Genomic DNA, 22,463 nt, shown 5'->3' on the forward strand with positions numbered 1-22,463 from the left:
CTAGAAAGCGGAGATCAGCCAGCTTTGTTCAGGTCGCGAATAAGGCCGTCGATGTTGCCATTGTTGCGGTCCAGCAATGCACCGATTTCCGACTTTTCCGACAGACGCAGGCTGATGCCTTCGATGATCATGTCAAAGAAGCGGTTTTGGCCTGATTTGTCAGACACCAGGAAGTTCACCTCAAAAGGTGCCTGACCGCGCAGGGTGACCTGGGTTTTGACTTCATAGAAGCTTTTTACAGGACGACCGCTGACAACATCCACCTTGCCGCCGACAAACTCATTGAAGCGTTTGCCGTACTTGCGGGCGATATAGCCTTGGAATGCCTTGGTGTAGGATTTCAGCTGGCTATTGCTTGCGCTGCGCGCATCAGGGCCAAGCGCAGAGCGCGCGAGGATGTTCACATCCGCATATTTTACAAAGATCCGCTCGAAATCTTTGATCATTGCGTTCACGGGCTTACCCGAAGAAATCACCTTGTTGATGTCCGCGACGGCCTTCTCGATGAGTGCAGTCGCTTGTGCTTCGTTGGTCGCAAGTGCAGGTCCGGCTGCGGCGCCTGCCACGAGGGACGCGCCAACAAAGGAAATAAACGAACGGCGGGACAGCTTAGAAATCGGCATACGGATCCTCATAGGGGTCGAATTCGGGATCGACATAAGTGCTTGCATCACCGTTTCCAAGTTCGAAGCGGCGGTTCTGCAGGTAAAGAATACGTGCTTGGGCGTAGCTGTCGGCACTCTCGTAGAGAATGGAATCGATGGTCTCGTCGTAGTCATAACGGTTGCCCATCACATTCACGACATAGGCGCCTGCACCGATGTATCGCGTGGGCTCGCGTGTCACCACAAAGAAGGGGTCCAAGATGATGTCGACAAGCAGGCCGTAGGCGTCGCGGGTTGTTGAAGGACCAAAGAATGGAAGCTCGGTATAGGCGCCTTCGCCTTTGCCCCAAACATGAAGCGTTTCGCCGAAGTCAGTGTCGTGCCTTTCCATTCCGCCGGCGCTGGCGACGTCGATAAACCCGAACAGGCCAAACAATGTGTTCACGGTAAAGCGCGCAAGGTTGGTGGTTGCTTCGCCCACATTGCCTTGCAGGGAGTTGTTGATGAAGTCATTTGGCAGCGACAGATGATCTGCAAAATTCGAGAAGCCTCTGCGCGCAACTGGCGGCACGATCGTGCCATAGCCGGTAGCCGCAGGTGAGAGCAGGACTTTATCGACCGATTTGTTGAAGCCGTGGATACGGCGGTTCGCAGCCTCGTTCGGATCATTGATCCCCGAAGGCGGCTGGCTTGAGGTGCTCGCGCAGGCGCTGACGGTCAAGGCCAACAGGAGGCAAAGCAGATTGCGCTGTTTATTAAGCAAGAATTGTGGCAGGAGGGTCACGTCGTATTCTCTTCTACTCACCAACTATGGCACGTTCACATTTAGATATAGTCTACCTAAGCAGCATAAAGACGAATTGAAACCGCTGTTTTGGTTTCGGCCATATTGGTCGCTTAGGTTGATTCTTTAGCGTTCCATATAGCAAACGAAGATGGACTGCGACCCAAGACTAAGTGACAAGAGTAAAGTTGATGGCATCACCTGCTGTAAAACAAGGCGAAGAAGAACTCAGAAGTGTCCGAAAGCGCAGCCGTGCTCTTTATTGGGCAGTTGGCTTATTCAGCTTCTTTGTGAACCTGCTGATGCTCACCGGCCCCCTGTATATGCTGCAGGTCTACGATCGGGTTCTGGGCAGCGGATCTGAAGAGACGTTGATTGCACTGTCGCTGTTGGTCGCATTTCTTTTCACACTCATGGGCGTGCTTGATTTCGTGCGCGGGCGCGTGATGGCGCGCGTGGGGGCGCGGTTCCAAGAGGATTTGGATCAACGCGTTTTTGATGCCGCAATCCGCCGGTCGACAATCGAAAAGTCTCGTGAATCGCAAACCGCTTTGTCGGATCTGGAGTCCATTCAACGCCTTCTTACGTCGCCGGTGCTGACGGCCGTTTTCGATATTCCTTGGACGCCTGTGTTTCTGATTGGGATCACGCTTTTCCATCCCTGGCTTGGTATGCTGGCCGTTGTTGGTGGTGGCATTCTGATTATTGCGGCGGTGCTTAATCAGCTTGCCTCACGCAGACCTCTGCAGCGGGTGAATATGTCAACGCATGTGGCCAATCAGATGTCATCGCAGCTGCAAGCTGAGGCGGAGATGGTCAGTGCGCTGGGGATGCGCGAAGCCGCGTTTCGCCGTTGGCGCAAAGCGCGCAGCGAGTCGTTGCAAGCCACAGTTGCTGCTGCCGATGTCGGCGGTCTGTTTTCCACCAGCACCAAAACGTTCCGTCTTTTTCTGCAGTCTGCGATGCTCGGTCTTGGGGCCTATCTTGCGCTGAAGGGCCTGGTCACGCCGGGGGCCATGATCGCAGGTTCCATTCTCTTGGGCCGCGCACTGGCGCCAATTGAAATGGCCGTGAACCAATGGGCGGTTGTGCAGCGTGCCCGCAACGGTTGGCAAAACCTTTCTGTACTCCTTGGCGAAGTGCCGCCGGAAGCGCCTCGTACGAAACTGCCGGTGCCTGCGGCACGCCTCCGCCTGCAGCAGGTGACTGTGGTGCCTCCGGGTGAGAGTCAGGCGTCCTTGCGTATGATCACATTTGACGTAGCACCGGGCGAGGCCGTCGGGGTTATCGGCTCTTCCGGAGCGGGGAAGTCGACTTTGGCGAAAGCGATCACTGGGGTTTGGAAGACTGCCGGTGGTAAAGTGCGGCTAGATGGCGCGACACTTGATCAATATGATCCAACGGACCTTGGGCGCTATATCGGCTATCTGCCACAGCGGGTCGAGCTGTTTGACGGCACAATTGCGGACAACATCGCGCGTCTCGCAGAAACGCCTGATCCGGAAAAGGTTGTAGAGGCCGCACAAAAAGCCGACGCGCATGAGATGATCCTGAAACTGCCGGAAGGCTACGACACACAAGTAGCCTCTCATGGCGGGCGCCTTTCGGGCGGGCAAATTCAACGGATCGGACTTGCGCGCGCGATGTATGACAATCCGGTGCTCCTTGTTTTGGATGAGCCGAACTCCAATCTGGACAATGAAGGATCCAACGCGCTCAATACCGCGATTCGGAACATGAAAGCTTCGGGCAAGGCGGTCTTGATCATGGCGCACCGCCCTGCGGCTATTCAGGAATGCAACAAACTCTTGGTTTTGGAGCAGGGCGCACGACGGGCGTTTGGGCCTCGCGACGAGGTGCTCAAAGAAGTTCTGCAGAACTACTCTGAGGTCAAAGGTGCAACCACTCCAGGAGGGGTACAATGAATACGAACAACCGTTGGACGGCACGCGCGCCCCTCATTTACGGCGGCATTGCACTTCTGATTTTGGTTGGTGGGTTTGGCGCCTGGGCCGTCGGATCACAAATTGCGGGGGCGATTGTGGCTTCAGGCCGCGTTGAGGTGGATCGCAACCGGCAGGTGGTTCAGCACATTGACGGTGGTGTAATTACTGAAATCGGGGTCGACGAAGGTGATCAGGTGGAGCAGGGGCAATTGCTGCTCAGGCTTGATGAAGCGGACCTCATGTCTGAGCTGATTGTGACTGAAGGTGAGCTCTGGGAGATCATGGCGCGCCGTGGACGCCTTGAAGCGGAGCGTGATGACGCCGAAGTTGTGTTGTTTGACGGAGAGCTGATCAAGGCAGGTTTTGAAAACCCCGACGTGTCCGGGTTTATGGACGGCCAAGTACGCTTGTTCATGGCGCGTTCGGAATCTTTGGATCGCAATACGGAACAGCTCGGAAAGCGCATCGCGCAGATTCAGAGCCAAATCGAAGGGATTGATGCCCAAAGAAATGCGCTCAGCCAGCAGCTTGATTTGATCAGGGCTGAATTGGCGGACCAGCAACAGCTACTGGAAAAGGGGTTGGCGCAGGCCACACGGGTGCTGGCGCTGCAACGGGAAGAGGCGTCCCTCGCTGGGCAAGTCGGAGAACTGCTGGCGCAACGCGCGCAGGCCGATGGCCGTATCACGGAAATTGAAATCGAACTGCTCAAGTTGCAGACCACGCGTCGTGAAGAAGCGATCGCGACTTTGCGCGATCTGAGATATCGGGAACTTGAATTGGCAGAGCGTCGGCGTCAGCTGAGCCAGAAACTTGACCGCCTCGCCATTCGGGCGCCGGTGTCGGGTGTTGTCTATGGGCTTAACGTGTTCACGCTCCAATCGGTGATCAGGCCCGCGGACCCCTTGATGTTTATCGTGCCGCAGGACCGCCCGCTGGTGGCGGCTGTGCAGGTTCCCACCATTCACGTCGATCAGGTCTATCCGGGGCAAGAGGTTGCGTTGCGGTTTTCGGCGTTTGATCAGCGTACGACGCCGGAGCTTGAGGGCAATGTGGTGCGTATTTCACCGGATGCGTTTGAAGACGACCAAACGGGCGAGTCCTACTACGAAGCCGAGATTGAGCTGTCTGAAGGCGAAGTGGAAAAATTGCCATCTGATGTGACGCTGATACCGGGCATGCCCGTAGATGCGTTCTTGCGCACAACGGATCGTACACCGCTTGCGTATTTGACGAAGCCGCTCACAGACTATTTCGTGAAAGCCTTCCGCGAAAGCTGACCGGAAAGCTGCTTTCCAAATCAGATTGTTGGGTCTAGCGTCGCGGCACCTTGGCTTTTGGGAGCAAATAAAATGAGCAAGATCGAAGCGAGACTGAGCGAGCTTGGTGTCACTTTGCCGGATGTGGCCGCACCGGCAGCAAACTATGTGCCTTATGTGGTTGTTGGGGACATGGTCTATGTTTCCGGCCAGATTTCCATGAATGAAGATGGGCTCATTGTCGGTAAAGTTGGTGCGGATTTGGATACGCAAGCTGGTGCAGATGCCGCCAAGACTTGCGCAATCAGTCTGCTGGCAGCGCTGAAAGCGGCTTGTGGTGGCGATATCGACCGGCTGGTGCGTGTTGTGAAGCTGGTGGGTTTTGTAAACTCAACGCCTGAGTTCACAGATCAGCCAAAGGTCATCAACGGGGCCTCCGATTTCCTTGTTGAGGCGCTGGGCGACAAAGGCCGTCATGCCCGTTCCGCGGTGTCCGCTGGTGCGCTTCCGCTGGGCGTTGCGGTGGAAATCGAAGCGATTTTCCAGATCGCGTAAACGGTTTGCCTTTTAGTGGCGCGGTGCATGGCAAATGCACCGCGCCATTTTCTTGGTAGGCATTTCGGAGAGCACCACCAAAAAGTGACGTCCGGATTTGCCCTTATTGCGTATTGTGATCAAAGCTGGAACGGAGCGCTGCTCGGCACTAAGCGCTGAGTAGCCTTGGGCATTCGGAGAACGGGCATGGACGGTAAGCAAATTGAGATCGAAGTCCACAATACGCTGCGCGACATTCCCGCTGCCGAGTGGGATGCCTGTGCAGATGCTGACGGGCTGGCAGGTCAGAGGTGCGCCAATCCATTTGTTTCGCATCGGTTTTTATCAGCTCTTGAGGAAAGCGGATCTGTGGGAGCCGGCACAGGGTGGTACCCGCGTTACCTGACGGTCCGCAGTGATGAGGGATTGACCGCCGCTGCGCCGATGTATGTCAAAGAGCATTCACAGGGCGAGTATGTCTTTGATCACAATTGGGCGCATGCATATGAGCAGGCGGGCGGGCGCTACTATCCCAAGCTGCAGTCTGCGGTGCCGTTTACGCCGGTGACTGGCCCTCGGTTTCTAGGACGTAAAGACTGGGAGGGACGTGCGCAAGCGGCGCTCACGCAGGCCATGGTTCAGATCGCGGATGACAACGACCTCAGCAGCGCACATATCACGTTTTGCACGCCTGAAGAGGCAGAGATCGGCAAACAGCTGGGCCTGTCCTATCGCACCGGCCAGCAGTTTCACTGGCTGAATGACGGCTATGACAATTTCGATGATTTCCTTGCCAGGCTGTCATCACGCAAGCGCAAGAACATCAAGAAAGAGCGTGCCAAGGCCCAGCAGTTTGGCGGTGAAATTGTCGCTCTTACTGGCGGGGAAATCCAGCCTGAGCACTGGGATGCGATGTGGCGCTTTTATCAAGATACAGGCGCCCGCAAGTGGGGCTCGCCCTATCTGACCCGTACTTTCTTTGACATCATTCATGAGACCATGCGGGAGGATGTGCTTCTCGTGTTCGCAATGCGCGGGGGGCAAGCCGTCGCAGGGGCCATGAACTTCATCGGACGCGACGCACTTTTCGGCCGTTACTGGGGGTGCGTTGAAGACCACCCCTGCCTGCATTTTGAGTTGTGTTATTATCAGGCGATGGACTGGGCCATTTCAAACGGCCTGTCTTCGGTTGAGGCGGGCGCGCAGGGGGAGCACAAACTGGCAAGAGGTTACTTGCCGGTCACAACCCACTCGCTGCATTGGATAAGAGATGCAGGATTTCGGGAGGCCGTTGACAAATTCCTGGAGGCTGAACGTCGGGCCGTGTCGCAAGACGTTGAAGTGCTTACGGCTTGGGGGCCGTTTAAGAAGACATCGGAGGAGGACCATCAATGACAGAGCGACTAAGCGAAGCTGCGAGAGACGCGGTATTAGAGCCGCTTCTCGAGAACGGCTGGACCCTAGATACGGAGCGGGATGCGCTCCAGAAATCATTCAAGTTTGACAATTTTGTCGAGGCATTTGGCTGGATGACACGCGCCGCAATTTGGGCGGAGAAATGGAACCACCACCCTGAGTGGTTCAACGTCTATAACCGTGTGGAAGTGGTGCTCACGACCCATGATGTCGGTGGGATTTCGGCGTTGGACGCCAAGCTCGCACGGAAGATGGATTCGCTTTAAAGTGTGGCGGCCCGATCTGAATTCCGGAACGGCCGCCAGAACTGGTTGGCTTAGAGGGCCGACAGCATGGTTTCGCCAGCGCTGACCTCGCAAACACCTGGGGACTCTTCAACGTTCAGCACTTTCACCACGCCATCTTCCAGCAGTGCGGCGTAACGCTTGGAGCGGTTCAAAAAGCCGATCTCGGGCACAGAGAATTCCAGCCCCATGGCTACGGTCAAAGCGCCGCTTGGGTCGGCCAGCAATGTTACGCCAGCTTCGGCGGCCTGAGTGTTCTTGTCCCACGCGTCCATTACGAACGGGTCGTTCACCGACAAGCAGATCACTTCCTCAACGCCCTTTTCTTTGAACGCGTCCATGTTGCGCATGAAGCTTGGCAGATGGGCTGAAGAACATGTACCCGTAAAGGCGCCGGGCAGACCAAACAGAATAACTTTGCGCCCTTTGGTCAGGCTCTCAACGCTGACGGGTTCCGGGCCTTCTGCCCCAACCTTCATCAGTGTGCCCTCTGGGATGTTATCACCTACAGAAATTGTCATTGATTATACTCTTCGTTGCGTTTCCCTGAAATGCGGATATAGGCTCCGATGCGATTGACGCAATGGCCGCGAGGAGAGTGTAACGTGACGCACGTTGTTGTGATAGGCGCTGGTCAGGCCGGTGCGGCCTGTGTGGCGAAACTGCGCGCACTTGGTTTTGAAGGGCAAATCACGCTTATCGGGGCGGAAAATGTGCTTCCATATCAGCGGCCTCCGCTCTCTAAAAAATACTTGCTCGGGGAAATGGCGCTGGAGCGTTTGTTCTTAAGGCCTGAGAGCTTTTATGAGGAGCAGAACATCAATCTGCGCCTTGGTACCCGTGTAACGGCAATTGATACAGTTGCGCGAAAGGTGATCACTGGGGCAGAAGAGCTGGCCTATGATCATCTGGTTCTTGCGACGGGCGCTGCGCCAAACAGATTGCCTGCCTCCATTGGTGGCGATCTCGGCGGAGTCTATGTCGTGCGGGATCTGGCAGATGTCGATGCGATGGCCCCGGAATTTGTCGAAGGTCGCCGTGTTTTGATTGTTGGCGGTGGTTATATCGGTTTGGAGGCTGCAGCGGTGGCTGCGTCCAAGGGATTGAAAGTGACACTTGTTGAGATGTCAGAGCGTATTCTGCAACGTGTGGCAGCGCCGGAAACGTCAAATTACTTCCGCGACCTGCATGCAGCTCATGGTGTAGAGGTGCTGGAAAACCTTGGCCTTAAAGGCTTGCAGGGCGAGGGGCGCGTTGTATGTGCTGAGCTGACGGATGGCACCCAGCTTGATGTGGATTTTGTCATCGTCGGTGTCGGCGTGAACCCGAATACGGCACTGGCGGAAAGCGCAGGCATCGCGCTGGACAATGGCATCAAGACGGACGCGCTGGGGCGCACGGATGTTGAGGCTGTGTGGTCAGCAGGGGATTGCGCCTCTTTCCCCTACAAAGCGGAGCAAATCCGTCTTGAGAGCGTTCCAAACGCCATTGATCAAGCTGAGGTGGTTGCGGAAAACATCATGGGCGCCGAGAAACCTTATGTCGCGAAGCCTTGGTTCTGGTCAGATCAATACGATGTCAAACTTCAGATTGCGGGGCTGAATTCGGGCTATGATCGCATCGTGTCCCGTGACAATGGCGATGGTGCGAAGTCCTTCTGGTACTATCAGGGCGAGACGCTTCTTGCCGTTGATGCGATGAATTCAGCACGCGACTATATGGTCGGCAAACGCCTGATCGAGGGCGGCAAGTCGCCAAGTGCTGAGGCGGTTGCGGACATGACGATCGAGATCAAGGATTTGATGCGCCTGTGAGGATCATTGCCGGAACATGGCGCGGAACAGCGCTGGCTGCTGTGGGCAAAGGGGATGCGGGCAAACATCTGCGTCCTACGGCGGATCGCGTGCGTGAAAGCCTTTTCAACGTGCTTATGGGCGGCAAGTTTGGCGATCCTATAACTGGGGCACGTGTACTGGATCTCTTTGCCGGTACGGGCGCGCTTGGCCTTGAGGCACTGTCTCGTGGGGCTGAGTATGTGATCTTTGTCGATGACGGACGCGTCTCCGGACAACTCATCAAGAGCAACATTCAAAGGCTCAACGCTAAGGCTAGCACGCTACTTTTGAAAATGGACGCCACTCGACTGCGCGCTAATGAAGCAGACCCTTGTGATTTGGTGTTCCTGGATCCGCCATATGGAAAGGCGCTCGGACAAAAGGCGCTTGCTGAGGCGGTTAAACATGGTTGGCTGGCCGAAGATGCGCTTATTGTCTGGGAGGAGAATGCACCCCAGCTGGCGCCAGAGGGGTTCGAGATGATCGATGCCCGAAAGTACGGCGACACGCATGTGACAATCCTGCGTTGGGTCAATACCTAAAGGCGCGATAGCCGTCTTGGGGCGTAGGCATCGGTGCAGTGCGTCAAACCCCAATAAATCTTGACGCTGCTATAGACAGCCTTTCCGATCCCTGTTAAATCGCGCCAGTCGTGTGGCCTCAGATTCGTTCTGGGGCTGCACCGTTTTTGAACCGGGGACCTTCGGGGCCCTATAAACTTGGCCACCTTCGGGGGGCTTTAACATAGCCGGACCAAAGACAAGAACCTAAGGTCTGGCGCGCTATACGGAAGACAGAAAGCATGGCACTCAAGTCGTACAAGCCGACGACGCCGGGCCAGCGTGGGCTGGTGCTGATCGACCGTTCGGAGCTTTGGAAAGGACGTCCTGTCAAAGCCCTCACTGAGGGTCTGACAAAATCGGGCGGCCGGAACAACACCGGACGGATCACCTCGCGTCGTCGTGGTGGTGGGGCGAAACGCCTTTACCGGATCGTTGACTTCAAACGGAACAAATTTGATGTAACGGCAACCGTTGAGCGGATCGAATACGACCCGAACCGGACCGCATTCATCGCATTGGTCAAATATGACGACGGCGAGCAGGCATATATCCTTGCACCGCAGCGTCTGGCAGTTGGCGATCAAGTGATCGCGTCTGCAAAGGCCGACATCAAGCCGGGCAACGCAATGCCGTTCTCGGGCATGCCGATCGGTACGATCGTTCACAACATCGAACTGAAACCAGGCAAAGGCGGCCAGATCGCCCGTGCAGCTGGTACCTATGCTCAGTTTGTTGGTCGTGACGGTGGTTACGCTCAGATCCGCCTGTCCTCTGGCGAACTGCGCCTCGTACGTCAGGAATGCATGGCCACCGTTGGTGCCGTGTCCAACCCTGACAACTCCAACCAGAACTTCGGTAAAGCCGGCCGTATGCGCCACAAAGGCAAGCGTCCGAGCGTTCGTGGTGTGGTCATGAACCCGATCGATCACCCTCACGGTGGTGGTGAAGGTCGTACCTCCGGTGGTCGTCACCCAGTGACACCATGGGGTAAGCCGACCAAGGGTGCGCGTACCCGCAACAAAAACAAAGCGTCGCAAAAGCTTATCATCCGCTCGCGTCACGCCAAGAAGAAGGGGCGTTAATAGATGTCTCGCTCTGTATGGAAAGGCCCTTTTGTGGATGCTTACGTGCTTAAGAAAGCCGAAGCAGTTCGCGAATCCGGTCGTAATGAAGTGATCAAGATTTGGTCCCGTCGTTCCACCATCCTGCCCCAGTTCGTGGGTCTGACTTTTGGTGTGTACAACGGTAAAAAGCACGTTCCTGTGCTGGTAACCGAAGACATGATCGGTCAGAAATTCGGTGAATATTCGCCTACCCGTACCTACTACGGGCACGCGGCCGACAAAAAAGCGAAACGGAAGTAAGTCATGGGCAAGGCAAAGAACCCCCGCCGCGTGGCTGAAAACGAAGCAATGGCGAAAACTCGCATGCTTCGCACCAGCCCGCAGAAACTGAACCTGGTGGCCGGCATGATCCGCGGCAAGAAAGTTGAGAAGGCTCTGACCGACCTGACTTTCTCCAACAAGCGTATCGCGCAGGACGTGAAGAAATGCCTTCAGTCCGCGATTGCCAACGCCGAGAACAACCACAACCTGGACGTCGACAGCCTGATCGTTGCCGAAGCCTATGTGGGCAAGAACCTGACCATGAAACGCGGTCGTCCGCGCGCCCGTGGTCGTTTCGGCAAGATCATCAAGCCGTTCTCTGAGCTCACCATCAAGGTGCGTCAAGTTGAGGAGCAAGCCTAATGGGTAACAAAGTCAATCCGATTGGCATGCGCCTTCAGGTGAACCGCACCTGGGACAGCCGCTGGTATGCTGACACCAAGGACTACGGTGATCTTCTTCTGGAAGACCTCAAGATCCGTGAGTTCATCAAGAAAGAGTGCAAGCAAGCTGGTGTTGCACGTGTGATCATCGAGCGTCCGCACAAGAAGTGCCGCGTGACCGTTCACACCGCACGTCCTGGCGTGATCATCGGTAAGAAAGGCGCAGACATCGAGACTCTTCGCAAGAAGATCGCGACGATGACTGACTCCGAGCTGCACCTCAACATCGTTGAAGTGCGTAAGCCGGAACTCGACGCTCAGCTGGTTGGCGAGTCCATCGCTCAGCAGCTGGAACGCCGTGTGTCTTTCCGTCGCGCGATGAAGCGTGCCGTTCAGAACGCAATGCGCATGGGCGCCCTGGGTATCCGGGTGAACGTCGCAGGTCGTCTGGGTGGTGCCGAAATCGCACGTACCGAATGGTACCGCGAAGGCCGTGTGCCTCTGCACACCCTGCGTGCTGACATCGATTACGCACATGTGGAAGCGACCACCGCTTACGGGATCATTGGTATCAAAACCTGGATCTTCAAAGGCGAGATCATGGAGCATGATCCGCAGGCGCGTGACCGCCGTGCACAAGAAGTCCAGGATGGCCCTGCACCACGTGGTGCAGGTGGTCGTCGCTAAGGGAGACTGATCAATGCTTCAACCAAAGCGTACTAAATTCCGCAAGATGCACAAAGGCCGCATCAAAGGCGAAGCCAAGGGTGGCTCCACCCTGAACTTCGGCTCTTTCGGCCTGAAGGCAACCACACCGGAACGCGTGACCGCTCGCCAGATCGAGGCAGCACGTCGTGCAATGACCCGTCACATGAAACGTCAGGGCCGTGTTTGGATCCGTATCTTCCCAGACACCCCAGTGACCTCGAAGCCTACCGAAGTCCGTATGGGTAAAGGTAAAGGTTCCGTGGACTATTGGGCCTGCAAAGTGAAGCCGGGCCGCGTTATGTTCGAAATCGACGGTGTTGACGAAGACATCGCACGTGAGGCTCTGCGCCTTGCCGCGATGAAACTTCCTGTCAAAACCCGCGTCGTCGTTCGCGAAGACTGGTAAGAGGTTGGTGAGCGACGCTCACCATCTTCAGAGAATTGACCCCTCGCTGGAAACAGCGGGGGGTTTCTTTTTGAGGCATGAAAGATTTTGCGCGAGGTCTAACCGCAAAGTGGCTCGCAGTTTGTCTTAGAAAACCCGGCTCTGCATGTTTCATTCAACTGTGCAAAGAGCCTTAAAGACAGGACACCTTTTCGCGGAGCCGTCAATGGTGCGCTTAAAGCAAAAAAGCCCCACATGAGCTGCGGGGCTTTCTGATTTGTTCTGTCATTAATGGTTCAGGCTGCGGCCCATTCCTCATCAAGCGTATCTTCATCGCTGTCTGCGGTGGCTTGGTCTTTGAGCTTAAAGCCAGAGATGGCCCGTACAAGGCTCTCAGCTTCTCCAAGCAGCACTTGCCCGGAGGCTGCTGTTTCCTCAAGCATTGCGGCGCTCTTCTGGCTGTCGTGATCCAGGCTTTCCACCGCCGCGTTGACTTCCGCGAGGCCGGAGGATTGATCGGCGGCGTTTTCCGCGATCTCATTCACTTTGCCGACCACCTGTTCCACTGCTTGAAGGATCTCGCCGAGAGAGTCTCCGGTTTCATCCATCAGCTCAACCCCGTTCACCACCTCAGCCTGCGAGCTGGAGATAAGCGTGTTGATTTCATGTGCCGCATCAGACGAGCGTTGGGCTAGAGCGCGCACCTCGGAGGCGACAACTGCAAAGCCACGTCCTGCGTCGCCTGCGCGGGCGGCCTCAACGCCGGCATTCAACGCCAGCAGGTTGGTCTGGAAGGCCACATCTTCGATCAGACCTGAGATCTGAGAAATCGCATCAGAGCTTTCTTTGATGCGCTGGATGGCCGCCACCGTTTGGTCGGCAACGGTGCGTGTGGCTTCTGCCTTCTCTTGGGCGTTGTTGACGTGTGTCCGTGCTTCTTGCGCGCTTTGGGCTGTGCTGTTGACAGTTTGCGCAACGGTTTGAAGTGAAGAGGATGTCTCTTCCAAGGAGGCGGCAGAAATTTCTCCGCGGCGTGAGGCGTCATCGACCGACGATGAGATTTCCTTCGATGTGCGATTGAGGACATTGGACGAAGAGGAAAGCTGGCGCACCATCCCATCAAGATTGCCGACCAGATCATCAAGCGTATCAGAGATATCTTTGAAGATACCCTTCTGTCCGGATGGCATATTGTGAGAAAGGTCTCCTGTTCCTAGGATTTCGAGGGCTTCCTTTACGTCTCCAAGGCCTCTTTCAGTCACTTCACCAATCGCGTTCACCCCGCGTCCCAATTCCGCAAAGGCGCCGTCGGAATTACCGATGTCTATCCGACGGGAGAAGTCGCCTTCGCCACAAGCATCAATGACTTTCGATATTTCCCGAGTGAGGTGGATGCGCGTTTTTTCGGAATTTCGGAATACTGCGACAGCCTCTGAAATATCAGCCATCTCGCGAATGCGGGATTTCGGAAGGTCGCTAGAGAAGTCTTCCGCCATAACTTTTTTCAGGACACTGTCAATTTTTCGAAGCGGTCGGGAGATGCCGCGTGCAAGCAGGATCGCCAGAATGGCAAAGAGCCCGCCGCCTATAATGGCAGCCCAACGGGAGCTCATTTGCGCCTGCTGGCTGAGGATCTCGCTTTCGAGCAGGATATTGTTGGCCGCCCCTCGAACCTCATTCAGCAGTTGATCCATGAGCGGTTCAGCATTTGCAAAATGGGCAGATGCATCGCTGCGTTGGCCGAGCTCAGTCAGAGTTTCCTGCACCAGGGCGGTGAAAGAGGCCTGATACGCATCTAGATGGGGCAGGATGCCTTCTCGCTGTGCCGCGCTGTCATAAAAGAAGACAGGGAAGCCACGGAACTCTTCTATGCGTTTGGACACTTCGCCCAGCCAATGTGCGCTTGGGTCGAGGAGAAAGTCTTTCTCATGTTGGCGCATGGTCAGCACTTTGACCCGAAGGACTGGGATCGCAACGCCTTCGAGGCTTGTCTCCATGGCGGCCACGGCTTCGCTCAGTTCGCCTTTGAGACCGTCAGATTGAGTGAGGCCGAGGCGCTGATTACTGGCCGCAATTTCTTGGAAACTCTCCTCATAGAGAGAGATATGCTCTTTCAAATGGGAAAGCGGTTCGGAAGCACTTTGGAGCTCTGGCAGCTCTGCCACAAGTGCCTCCAACTCCTCTATATAACCGTTGAGGTCAGTCATCACCGCAGCGTGGCGATCGACATACTTTCTATCCAGTCGCAGAAGGAAATCCTTTTCCGCGCGCCGCGCCATAAGGAATTCGATCTTAATATTCTCAGCGGCAATCATTGCCTCTTCGATATTATGCACCCGATGCTGCATGTCATCGCGCATCTTATGAGAATAGAGCGAGATCCCCGCAAGACCTCCCATTACGGTGAGTGCCATAACGATGATTGTTAGGATCGCGAAATTGACTGTAACCTTGGATTTCATGCTCTCTTCCCCTCACTAGCAAATTGCTAATGGCCAATGTGACTAAAGAGGTAGCAACCACGGGTTAATTTAACGTAGCAGCGAATATGGTGGCGAATTGGCATTCTAATTGCCATTTTAAATCTAATGTTTTCAGAGCGGTAATTCCTTGTTTCACTCAGTGTCTCGCCATTGGTCGCGACGACCGCTAGGAAAGACTCATGTCTACAATCGAATCTCTTTTTGTGACGCGGCTCTATCGGGCGCGTTTGTCTGAACAAGGCCCTGCCGTGGATACCGCAGAGCTTGAAGCCTCTTGTTTCTCGATCGCTGAAGACGATGAAGCGGGGCAGGAATGGTGCGAGAACAATGCCTATCCGGGCTACACCTCTTATGCATCGCTCACCGATTTGCCTTGGCGGTTCCCAATCTTTGCGGATGTGGTCAAAGCGCTGGACCTGCATGTGGCAGCTTTCGCAAAGGACCTGGAATTCAACCTCGATGGGCGTGCGCTGAGGCTGGAAGATATCTGGATCAACATTCTTCCAGAGGGCGGGATGCATGCGTCTCATATTCATCCGCATTCGGTGATCAGTGGCACCACTTATGTCTCCATGCCCGAAGGAGCGAGCGCGTTGAAACTGGAAGATCCACGGTCCGGGCGGATGATGGCCGCGCCAGTGCGTCAGAAGGATGCGCGGCGGGATTTGCAGCCCTTTATCTATGTAAAACCAGAGGTTGGCGATGTCCTCCTGTGGGAAAGCTGGTTGCGCCATGAAGTGCCGATGAACATGTCGGAAGAAGAGCGTGTCAGCGTGAGCTTCAACTACGTTTGGGAGTAGTTGAAGGCGCAAAATCTACGTCTGTATCGCGTCGGTATTGCAGCTGTATCGCGACTGTATCGCGGAGGTGCCTTTGTCGGTCTCCGCGATTTGCTTTTTGAGGTGCAATTCAAGGTGGAATCTAAGTGCGGAATGGCAACAGGTCGCCTTGAGGTTAACTTATGGCGCAGCGTTAACTTGTTCGCCTGCGACGACCCCAATAGTTAAATTTTTACTCAAGCGGCTTGGGTCTTGAACCAGCCCTTTGGGTCATGGGGAATTAAACTGGCAAGACCGACATGAACAAAAATATACAAATGGCGGTGGTTGTTCTTGCAACCGCGGCAGGGGCACCTTTGCACGCAGAGATCACCACATTCAGCGAAGTGGGCGCTGGCGTGGAGGTCTTTGATCAAGGCGGGAGTGCTCTCAATCAGTCGTCCTTTCCGGATGAGCCGGAAGACTTCCGAGCTGGTTTTCTGAATGGCCGATTTGGAGCCACGTTGGACAACGGTTTGACGTTTGGGATCGATGGGGACTACCGCAATACGTCGCTTGAGGATTTTGTGGCGCCCGGATAAGAAACCAATGAGGGCGTGGACACTGCCGCACAACTGACCGCGCAGTTTGGGCATTTGTCTGAAGGTCTCTATGTCGGCGGTATCGCCGGGGTGGGGCAGGTCGACTTTCTGGGCGACAGCACGGATCAGGATGTGACCTATCGCTTGCTGGGGGCAGGGGCTGGCGTCGAACGGGGCAGCTGGGCCTATGGCGGCTCATTGCTGTTCATGGATGTGAATGCCGCCGAAGATCCTGAAACGCTGGATGAGGCTGTGATTGCAAAGCTGCAAGCGGAGTATGCGTTGGCCTCTGGAAACACATTCTTTGGAGCCTATGCGCTTTATGCTGATGGCAAGAATGATATCGACTCCGGCTTTGGCATTGATGTTGTGAACGGGCCGGGCGCGGGCCTGTACGTGCGCCATAAAATTGGGGCAATTGGCGAAGGGCGCGATGTGATGCTGAATGCCGGCATCGATTACCTGTCTTTGACAGAGCAGTTCAACGGCAGCGATGTTACCATCGACTCGGTGAAGGCCTATGTCGGCGTTCAAATCACCTTTGGTGGTTCAAAGACACCACGTGCTCTGCGTGTGGCAGCGGCCCCTGACACGACGTTTGCGCAAATGCTTACGCCTATTGTTGACTGATCTGACAGCCCCTCGGATGCGCCCCTCTGCGTTTGGTTGGAGGCAAGCGCAGAGGGGCTCAGAGATCACATGTCGAGCTGCGCATGGCGGGCGCTTAGCGCGAGAGCTGCGAAGAGCAGCAAGCCGAGGAACGTGTAGGCGGCGAAAATCACCTGCATTTCCGCATAAGGCAATTGTGCGCCGCTTTCGGTTTGGGTGGCGGTAAAGCTGAGCATGATGCCAAATAGGACGCGCCCAGCCAGACTTTGCACCGACAGATAGGTGGCACGGATGTCGTTGCTCAGCAGTGGCTGAATGCGCGCACGGATGAATGGGTCTGACAGCGAGTCCGGCACCATACGAAAGAGCAGCAGGGCGATGACAAACAGGCTGTTGGAGATCGCCAAGGCTGCGGTGAGGGCGAGCTGTATGCCAAAGGCCAGAAGCAGTGTTCTAGCCAAACCCAAACGTGTGCGGAGCTTCAGCGCAACAAGCGAGGTCAGGACAGAAACCAGCATCATTGAGAATGTCACGCCGCTGGAAATCAGCGGGGTTTGAGCGGCGAACCCACGTGCGTCCAGAGCCTCGCGGATAAAGGGTTGCCCGAGCACAAAGGGGATATGACCGAAGGCATACATCGCGAGCGCGAGGCCAAGCAACCAGAGCAGCGTTGGATGCGATAAGCTGTTGGCCAGCGCGCGCAGACTTTCGCGGTGCGGCGGCGTGGTCAGATGGGGCGTCTCTTTGAACAGGCAGGTGAGGCCAATTGTGGCGATGGCTGCACAGGCGGTCGCCACATAGGGGATGATCGCATCCCAGAGCGCAAAAATACCTCCGCTGAAGGCAGAGAATGCAAGCGCTACGAAACTGAACCGCCATGCCTTAAGTTCATGATGTTCCAGATCCTTTTCGTGGCCTTCTGCCTTTAGGCTTTCAAATAGAAGCGCGCTGTCAGTTCCAGAAGCAAAGGCCCAGCCCGCGCCCAGCAATACGTTTGCGATTGCAAAGAGCGTGAACCCGTCCGCCAACACCAGCAGAATGGTGGCGGCAACGTAACTTAGTGCTGCGGCAAGGAGCGTGCGTTTGCGGCCCAGTCGGTCGGACATATAGCCGGAGGGGACTTCAAACAAAGTTGTGGCCAGATCGTAGACCACATAGAGCAAAATGGCCTCGGGGGCGGACAGTCGACTTTCGAAATAGAGAAACCAAGTGGCCTGCCAGAAAATCAGGGACTGGATAAATTTGTACCACGGAAAAATCTGAACATTGCGAAGCATTCTGAATTGTTAACCCATGGGTTGAGAGTGGGCGAGAACTACTTCTGTTTGAGGCGCCAGGTTCTTTGCAGTTTTCGGACTGAGACGAGAATGCGAAGCCGCGACTCAGCGAGGTTCTGGAGAATGTGTATGCAGAAATGTTAGGGCTCACATCTGGGATGGCCCAGGAGTGACACAGAGTCGTCGCTCTCTAATTGGTTAACAAAGAGCATGAATAAGGCGTGAGAGCGACGGTTCAACCGTCTGAAGGGTCGGTTTTTGAGGGTTGACGTTCCGTCGCTAAGAGAGGCTTAGGGCAGTTTATCCAGAAAGGGGAGTTTCATGTCAGAACAAGAAACCGACTATGAGGTCGGTCAGGACAATGTGCAGGTATTGGGGTTGGATGTTCACAACCCCGTATTTGCCATTTCAGGTTTAACGATCGTTGCCTTCGTTTTTTTCTCATTGGTGTTTCATGAGCAAGCCTCAGCCTTCTTTGGCTGGTTGCGTCCGGCGCTGACCAGCAATTTTGACTGGGTCTTCATGATCGCCTGTAACCTGTTTGTTGTGTTTTCTCTGTTCTTGGTGGTTTCGCCCTACGGCAAGATCCGCCTCGGGGGCGATGATGCGAAACCTGATTACAGCTACGCAGGCTGGATCGCGATGCTGTTTGCCGCAGGCATGGGCATTGGTCTGGTTTTCTGGGGGGTGGCTGAGCCGATCTCCCACTACGGATCTTCGTTTGGCGGTATCGCCACTGACGAAAACGGTCTGCGCACCGACTGGGCGCCGCTTGGCGCTGCTGCGGGCGACATCGCGGCTTCCCGTGACCTCGCGATGGCTGCGACTGTGTTCCACTGGGGCCTGCACCCATGGGCGATCTATGCCGTTGTGGCGCTGGCGCTGGCATTCTTCAGCTTCAACCGTGGCCTGCCGCTGACGATGCGGTCGGTGTTCTATCCGCTGCTGGGTGAGCGCACATGGGGTCCGCTGGGTCATATCATCGATATCCTTGCCGTGTTCGCGACCATCTTTGGTCTGGCCACTTCGCTGGGTCTTGGTGCAAGCCAGGCGCTGGCGGGTCTGAACTATCTTTTCGGCGTGCCTGTAAGCGACGGGATGAAAGTGGCTCTGATCATTGCGATCACCATCTTTGCTCTGATCTCGGTTGTGGCCGGTCTGGACAAGGGCGTGAAGCGTCTGTCCGAAGCCAACATGATCCTGGCCGCTGGCCTCTTGCTGCTGGTTCTTCTGGTGGGTCCAACTGTTGCCATCCTCACTGGTTTCTTCTCCGGTCTGGTTGACTACGTTGTAGCACTGCCTGCGCTGTCCAACTGGGTTGGCCGTGAAGACACCAACTTCATGCAGGGCTGGACTGCCTTCTACTGGGCTTGGTGGATCTCCTGGTCACCTTTCGTGGGCATGTTCATCGCGCGCATCTCTCGCGGTCGGACCATTCGCGAGTTCATCGTGTGCGTTCTGATCATCCCAACTGTTGTTGGTGCGCTTTGGATGCACGTGTTTGGCGGTGCTGCGCTGGATCAGGTGACCTCCGGTGCCGGTCAGGCGCTGCAGGATGCGGCTCTGGAACTGAAGATGTTCAAGATGTTTGAAGCCTTCCCAATGACCGGGCTGCTGTCTTTCATCGGCATCATTCTGGTGGTGGTCTTCTTTGTGACCTCCTCAGACTCCGGTTCCTTGGTGATTGATACCATCACCGCTGGCGGCAAGACCGACGCGCCAACCGCACAACGTGTATTCTGGTGTGTGCTGGAAGGCGCAATCGCGATTGTGTTGCTGTTGGGTGGCGGCCTTGGTGCGCTTCAGGCGGCATCAATTGCCACGGGCTTCCCCTTCGCCATCGTTCTAATGCTGATGTGTGTGTCCGTGATGATCGGCCTCATCCGCGAGCGCCGTCGCTGAGCGAACACCATACAAAGCAAAAAGAAAACGCCGCCCGGATGGGCGGCGTTTTTTGTCGGGGACAAGAGAGAAGCCTCGACAGGGAGCGACTGGTTATTCGGCAATGATCTCGCCGGAGGGGCGCGGAGTGGCCGCTGTTTCGGCTGGCAACACCGGATAGGTGACAGGTGGCAGCGCACCTGTAAGGCTGTCGAGAAAGGCCACGATCTGCGTGGCGTCTTCATCAGTCAGCTCTTCGCCAAGCTGGGATTCTGCCATGATCTGTACGGCCACTTTCAGATCCCAAACTTTGCCGGAGTGGAAGTATGGAGCCGTTTGCGCCACGTTGCGCAGTGGTGCCGCGCGGAATACGTATTCATCGTCCACTGTCGCCGTAACAGCAAAGCGCCCTTTGTCCCCTACCGGCAAAACATCTGCACCGGGTTTCTCGATCAGACCGAATGGATAGTAGCCGCTGCCGCCGACGTTGATGCCGGAGTGGCAGGCTGCACAGCCGAGATCCATGAACTGGCTAAGGCCGGCGAGCTGCTCTGGTGTCATGGCGTCATCATCCCCGTTCAGCCACGCATCAAACGGGGCAGGGGTGATCAGAGTTGCCTCAAACGCCTCAATGGCTTTGGCGAAGTTGTCGAAGGTGACAGGATCGCCTTCCCCCTCAAAGGCATCGCCAAACCACTCCACATATTGCGGCATTGAGTTCAGGGTCGCGAGGAGGTTTTCTTGCGTGTTGGCCATTTCAACGCCAGCCTGCACCGGACCTTTGGCCTGCTCCGCGAGATCTGCGGCGCGCCCATCCCAGAACTGCGCTTCGTTGAATACTGAGTTCAGGGCGGTTGGCGAGTTGCGCGGGCCGCGCTGCCAGCCGTGGCCGATAGAGGTCTCAAGGTTGTCATCCCCGCCGGTGGCGAGGTTGTGGCAGGAGTTACAGGAGAAAACACCGGACGCCGACATGCGCGGATCAAAGAACAGCGCTTTGCCAAGCGCGATTTTTTCAGGTGTGATCGGGTTGTCTTTTACCGCAGGCACCGTGGAGGGCAGCGGCAGGAAAGTATCAAGAGCTTCTTCGCGCAGCTCATTGGCCTGGGCAGAGGCGGCAACGAGGGCGAGGGCTGTGGCTTGGATGAGGCTGGCTTTCAGTTTCATTGTTCGCTCCGTAAACTGGCTCGCTCCCTAAGACGCAATTTGCAGAAAGATAACAAGTGAAGCTTTGACTTAGATCAATTCTAATTCCAAAATGGATGAGATGCGTTGGGTCGGCTGTGGTAAGCGCGCGTCTAACATGGCGCGTAGCCATCTCGGCTATCAGCTCGTGATGGATCAGGGCGCACGAAGGCAGCGCCTAAGCGCCGCCTCACAAGGTATTACCGCTGGGCTGTGACGAGTTTGACAGCCAGTGCCAAGAACACAACGCTTGCCAAGCGATTGAGCCACGTCTGCGCCATTGGTGAGTTTTTCAGCCAGTCACCCAGCCAGCCGGCAGCCAAAGCGACAGAGCCGAACACCAGCAGTGTCGCGATGATCATCAAAAAACCGAGCTGGTAAAATTGCCAGACCATCGGTCCGTTTGCTGGATCAACGAACTGCGGCAAGAAAGCGAGGAAGAAGATCGTCACCTTTGGGTTGGCGATGTTCATGATCAGGCCGCGGGTGTACTGCTTCGCAGATGTCTCCGGCGAGGGGGCGCCCTCTTCGAGGTTGGCCTGTGAGGCGGTAAAGGCCTTGTAGGCGAGATAGATCAGATAGGCGGCGCCAATATACTTCAGGATGGCAAAGGCGACCTGAGAGGTCTGAAAGATCACAGCGACACCAAGCGCAACGGCCGTGGTGTGAAAGATCAGCCCGCTGGCAAGCCCGAGCGTAACGGTAAGGCCGGCGACGCGGCCGTGCAGAGCTGATTGGGTCAGCACAAAGATATTATCCGGGCCTGGCACCAGCGCCAGCGCAATGGCTGCGCCCATGAACAGGATTGCTATGTCTACGGGTATCATGCTCACTCCTCCCAAAGTGTGGCGCGCGGGCGGCTCACGGTTGCGTTGGTTGGAAATGTGTAGGGTAGATGATCAGAGGAGGGAAGTAGGGTGTTGTCCAATCATTCTCCGCTGCTCTAGGAATCCCTTAGGGGTAGGTGAGGGTAACGGGAGTAAGGGATGCTGCGCCAAAAGGTGATTTTGAGCATGGCGTTGATTGCAGTTGCGCAAACTGCATCGGCTATGGACAGACCATCTGCTGCAGTACGTTTGTTTGAGGACGTCTGTCTGCCGATTGTTTATGAAACACTTCCGCCTGTACTGAAAGAGACCAAAGGGCAAGAAGAGTTCTCTGAGGGCGTTCTCAAGTCAACAAAGTGGTATTGGCCGCACCTACCATCGGGCTTTTCTGTAGAAGTGACCGACTACCCCGGCGGGCTAATTAAGTGTGAGATCACTGATAAAGGCCAAGTTTTGTCTCCGGCGGAGCGTCAGGCTTTTGAGAAGCAAGTGGTAGGCTGGATGGGGAGCCGCATGCCAATGCTTGCGCAGGAAACGCCCGAGCCCATTGAGAGCTTCGAGTATTTCAATTCATGGATGACCCCGCAATTTGATCGCAATGACCTGCGCCGATGGGGCGTTCTGCATTTGCGGTTTAGCGCAGAATTTGATCATACGACTTCGCTGATATTGGCGTATCTGCGCAAGCGCCCAACCTCCTAGCTCAACTTTCCCTTGCCTTCACCCTTACACCCCCGTATAGAGCGCCATCTCGCGG

The 22,463-nt window shown here is 55.8% G+C and carries 24 protein-coding genes; 17 read left to right on the plus strand and 7 right to left on the minus strand.

What is annotated here, in order from left to right; all coding sequences use genetic code 11:
• Window positions 1-14: 14 nt before the first annotated feature.
• Entirely contained in the window at window positions 15-623 is a 609-nt protein-coding gene (locus J7412_RS09630) for an ABC transporter substrate-binding protein (protein ID WP_209078466.1), read from the minus strand.
• Window positions 610-1,389 (minus strand): VacJ family lipoprotein, encoded by a 780-nt coding sequence (locus J7412_RS09635; protein ID WP_348539433.1) that lies wholly within the window; start codon window positions 1,387-1,389, stop codon window positions 610-612. The genes J7412_RS09630 and J7412_RS09635 overlap by 14 nt, the downstream gene beginning before the upstream one ends.
• Before the next feature lie 191 nt (window positions 1,390-1,580).
• Here J7412_RS09635 and J7412_RS09640 point away from each other — a divergent pair, with 191 nt between their 5' ends.
• The 5 genes from J7412_RS09640 (at window position 1,581) to J7412_RS09660 (ending at window position 6,810) form a co-directional block, all read left to right on the plus strand.
• The gene (locus tag J7412_RS09640) at window positions 1,581-3,314 is read left to right on the plus strand and encodes a type I secretion system permease/ATPase (protein ID WP_209078467.1); all 1,734 of its coding nucleotides are present in this window, start codon (window positions 1,581-1,583) and stop codon (window positions 3,312-3,314) included.
• On the plus strand, window positions 3,311-4,615 hold the full coding sequence (locus J7412_RS09645) for an HlyD family type I secretion periplasmic adaptor subunit (protein WP_209078468.1): 1,305 nt from the start codon (window positions 3,311-3,313) through the stop codon (window positions 4,613-4,615). The genes J7412_RS09640 and J7412_RS09645 overlap by 4 nt, the downstream gene beginning before the upstream one ends.
• A 72-nt stretch (window positions 4,616-4,687) precedes the next feature.
• Entirely contained in the window at window positions 4,688-5,149 is a 462-nt protein-coding gene (locus J7412_RS09650) for a RidA family protein (RefSeq protein ID WP_209078469.1), read from the plus strand.
• A gap of 186 nt (window positions 5,150-5,335) precedes the next feature.
• Window positions 5,336-6,523, plus strand: coding sequence for a GNAT family N-acetyltransferase (locus J7412_RS09655; protein WP_209078470.1), 1,188 nt, complete (start codon window positions 5,336-5,338; stop codon window positions 6,521-6,523).
• Window positions 6,520-6,810, plus strand: coding sequence for a 4a-hydroxytetrahydrobiopterin dehydratase (locus J7412_RS09660; protein ID WP_209078471.1), 291 nt, complete (start codon window positions 6,520-6,522; stop codon window positions 6,808-6,810). The genes J7412_RS09655 and J7412_RS09660 overlap by 4 nt, the downstream gene beginning before the upstream one ends.
• 50 nt (window positions 6,811-6,860) lie before the next feature.
• On the opposite strand, the gene J7412_RS09665 is transcribed toward J7412_RS09660, so the two are convergent.
• On the minus strand, window positions 6,861-7,349 hold the full coding sequence (locus tag J7412_RS09665) for a peroxiredoxin (protein ID WP_209078472.1): 489 nt from the start codon (window positions 7,347-7,349) through the stop codon (window positions 6,861-6,863).
• An 84-nt stretch (window positions 7,350-7,433) separates the two neighbouring features.
• Between J7412_RS09665 and J7412_RS09670 the strand changes: the two genes are divergently transcribed.
• From J7412_RS09670 to rplP, 7 genes are all read left to right on the plus strand, one after another.
• A complete protein-coding gene (locus tag J7412_RS09670) occupies window positions 7,434-8,642 on the plus strand; it encodes an FAD-dependent oxidoreductase (RefSeq protein WP_209078473.1) in 1,209 nt (402 codons plus the stop codon).
• On the plus strand, window positions 8,639-9,205 hold the full coding sequence (gene rsmD, locus J7412_RS09675; RefSeq protein WP_209078474.1) for a 16S rRNA (guanine(966)-N(2))-methyltransferase RsmD: 567 nt from the start codon (window positions 8,639-8,641) through the stop codon (window positions 9,203-9,205). Before J7412_RS09670 ends, rsmD begins: the two co-directional genes overlap by 4 nt.
• A 260-nt stretch (window positions 9,206-9,465) precedes the next feature.
• A complete protein-coding gene (gene rplB / locus J7412_RS09680) occupies window positions 9,466-10,308 on the plus strand; it encodes a 50S ribosomal protein L2 (RefSeq protein ID WP_209078475.1) in 843 nt (280 codons plus the stop codon).
• Between the two features lie 3 nt (window positions 10,309-10,311).
• The gene (gene rpsS, locus J7412_RS09685) at window positions 10,312-10,590 is read left to right on the plus strand and encodes a 30S ribosomal protein S19 (RefSeq protein WP_209064814.1); all 279 of its coding nucleotides are present in this window, start codon (window positions 10,312-10,314) and stop codon (window positions 10,588-10,590) included.
• A gap of 3 nt (window positions 10,591-10,593) precedes the next feature.
• Window positions 10,594-10,974, plus strand: coding sequence for a 50S ribosomal protein L22 (rplV, locus tag J7412_RS09690; RefSeq protein WP_209064816.1), 381 nt, complete (start codon window positions 10,594-10,596; stop codon window positions 10,972-10,974).
• A complete protein-coding gene (gene rpsC / locus J7412_RS09695) occupies window positions 10,974-11,681 on the plus strand; it encodes a 30S ribosomal protein S3 (RefSeq protein WP_209064818.1) in 708 nt (235 codons plus the stop codon). The genes rplV and rpsC overlap by 1 nt, the downstream gene beginning before the upstream one ends.
• A 13-nt stretch (window positions 11,682-11,694) precedes the next feature.
• On the plus strand, window positions 11,695-12,108 hold the full coding sequence (gene rplP, locus J7412_RS09700) for a 50S ribosomal protein L16 (RefSeq protein ID WP_209064820.1): 414 nt from the start codon (window positions 11,695-11,697) through the stop codon (window positions 12,106-12,108).
• Between the two features lie 275 nt (window positions 12,109-12,383).
• Here the strand turns inward: rplP and J7412_RS09705 are convergent, their stop codons facing one another.
• Window positions 12,384-14,549, minus strand: a complete 2,166-nt coding sequence (locus J7412_RS09705; RefSeq protein WP_209078476.1) for a methyl-accepting chemotaxis protein — start codon at window positions 14,547-14,549, stop codon at window positions 12,384-12,386.
• Window positions 14,550-14,749: 200 nt separating this feature from the next.
• Here J7412_RS09705 and J7412_RS09710 point away from each other — a divergent pair, with 200 nt between their 5' ends.
• The 3 genes from J7412_RS09710 (at window position 14,750) to J7412_RS09720 (ending at window position 16,560) form a co-directional block, all read left to right on the plus strand.
• Complete coding sequence (locus J7412_RS09710; protein WP_209078477.1) at window positions 14,750-15,370, plus strand: 2OG-Fe(II) oxygenase family protein; 621 nt, start codon at window positions 14,750-14,752, stop codon at window positions 15,368-15,370.
• A gap of 278 nt (window positions 15,371-15,648) precedes the next feature.
• Window positions 15,649-15,930 (plus strand): hypothetical protein, encoded by a 282-nt coding sequence (locus J7412_RS09715; protein ID WP_209078478.1) that lies wholly within the window; start codon window positions 15,649-15,651, stop codon window positions 15,928-15,930.
• A gap of 15 nt (window positions 15,931-15,945) precedes the next feature.
• Entirely contained in the window at window positions 15,946-16,560 is a 615-nt protein-coding gene (locus J7412_RS09720) for a hypothetical protein (RefSeq protein WP_209078479.1), read from the plus strand.
• 65 nt (window positions 16,561-16,625) lie between these two features.
• Here J7412_RS09720 and J7412_RS09725 read toward each other — a convergent pair whose 3' ends face one another.
• Window positions 16,626-17,816, minus strand: a complete 1,191-nt coding sequence (locus tag J7412_RS09725; protein ID WP_209078480.1) for an MFS transporter — start codon at window positions 17,814-17,816, stop codon at window positions 16,626-16,628.
• A gap of 321 nt (window positions 17,817-18,137) precedes the next feature.
• Between J7412_RS09725 and J7412_RS09730 the strand changes: the two genes are divergently transcribed.
• Window positions 18,138-19,718, plus strand: coding sequence for a BCCT family transporter (locus J7412_RS09730; protein WP_209078481.1), 1,581 nt, complete (start codon window positions 18,138-18,140; stop codon window positions 19,716-19,718).
• A 93-nt stretch (window positions 19,719-19,811) separates the two neighbouring features.
• Here J7412_RS09730 and J7412_RS09735 read toward each other — a convergent pair whose 3' ends face one another.
• Window positions 19,812-20,861, minus strand: a complete 1,050-nt coding sequence (locus J7412_RS09735; RefSeq protein ID WP_209078482.1) for a cytochrome-c peroxidase — start codon at window positions 20,859-20,861, stop codon at window positions 19,812-19,814.
• A gap of 218 nt (window positions 20,862-21,079) precedes the next feature.
• On the minus strand, window positions 21,080-21,706 hold the full coding sequence (locus tag J7412_RS09740; RefSeq protein ID WP_209078483.1) for a LysE family translocator: 627 nt from the start codon (window positions 21,704-21,706) through the stop codon (window positions 21,080-21,082).
• A gap of 159 nt (window positions 21,707-21,865) precedes the next feature.
• Here J7412_RS09740 and J7412_RS09745 point away from each other — a divergent pair, with 159 nt between their 5' ends.
• On the plus strand, window positions 21,866-22,408 hold the full coding sequence (locus J7412_RS09745) for a hypothetical protein (protein ID WP_209078484.1): 543 nt from the start codon (window positions 21,866-21,868) through the stop codon (window positions 22,406-22,408).
• Window positions 22,409-22,463 lie beyond the last annotated feature (55 nt).

Source organism: Shimia sp. R9_3 (assembly GCF_017743755.1).
Lineage (GTDB): Bacteria > Pseudomonadota > Alphaproteobacteria > Rhodobacterales > Rhodobacteraceae > Shimia.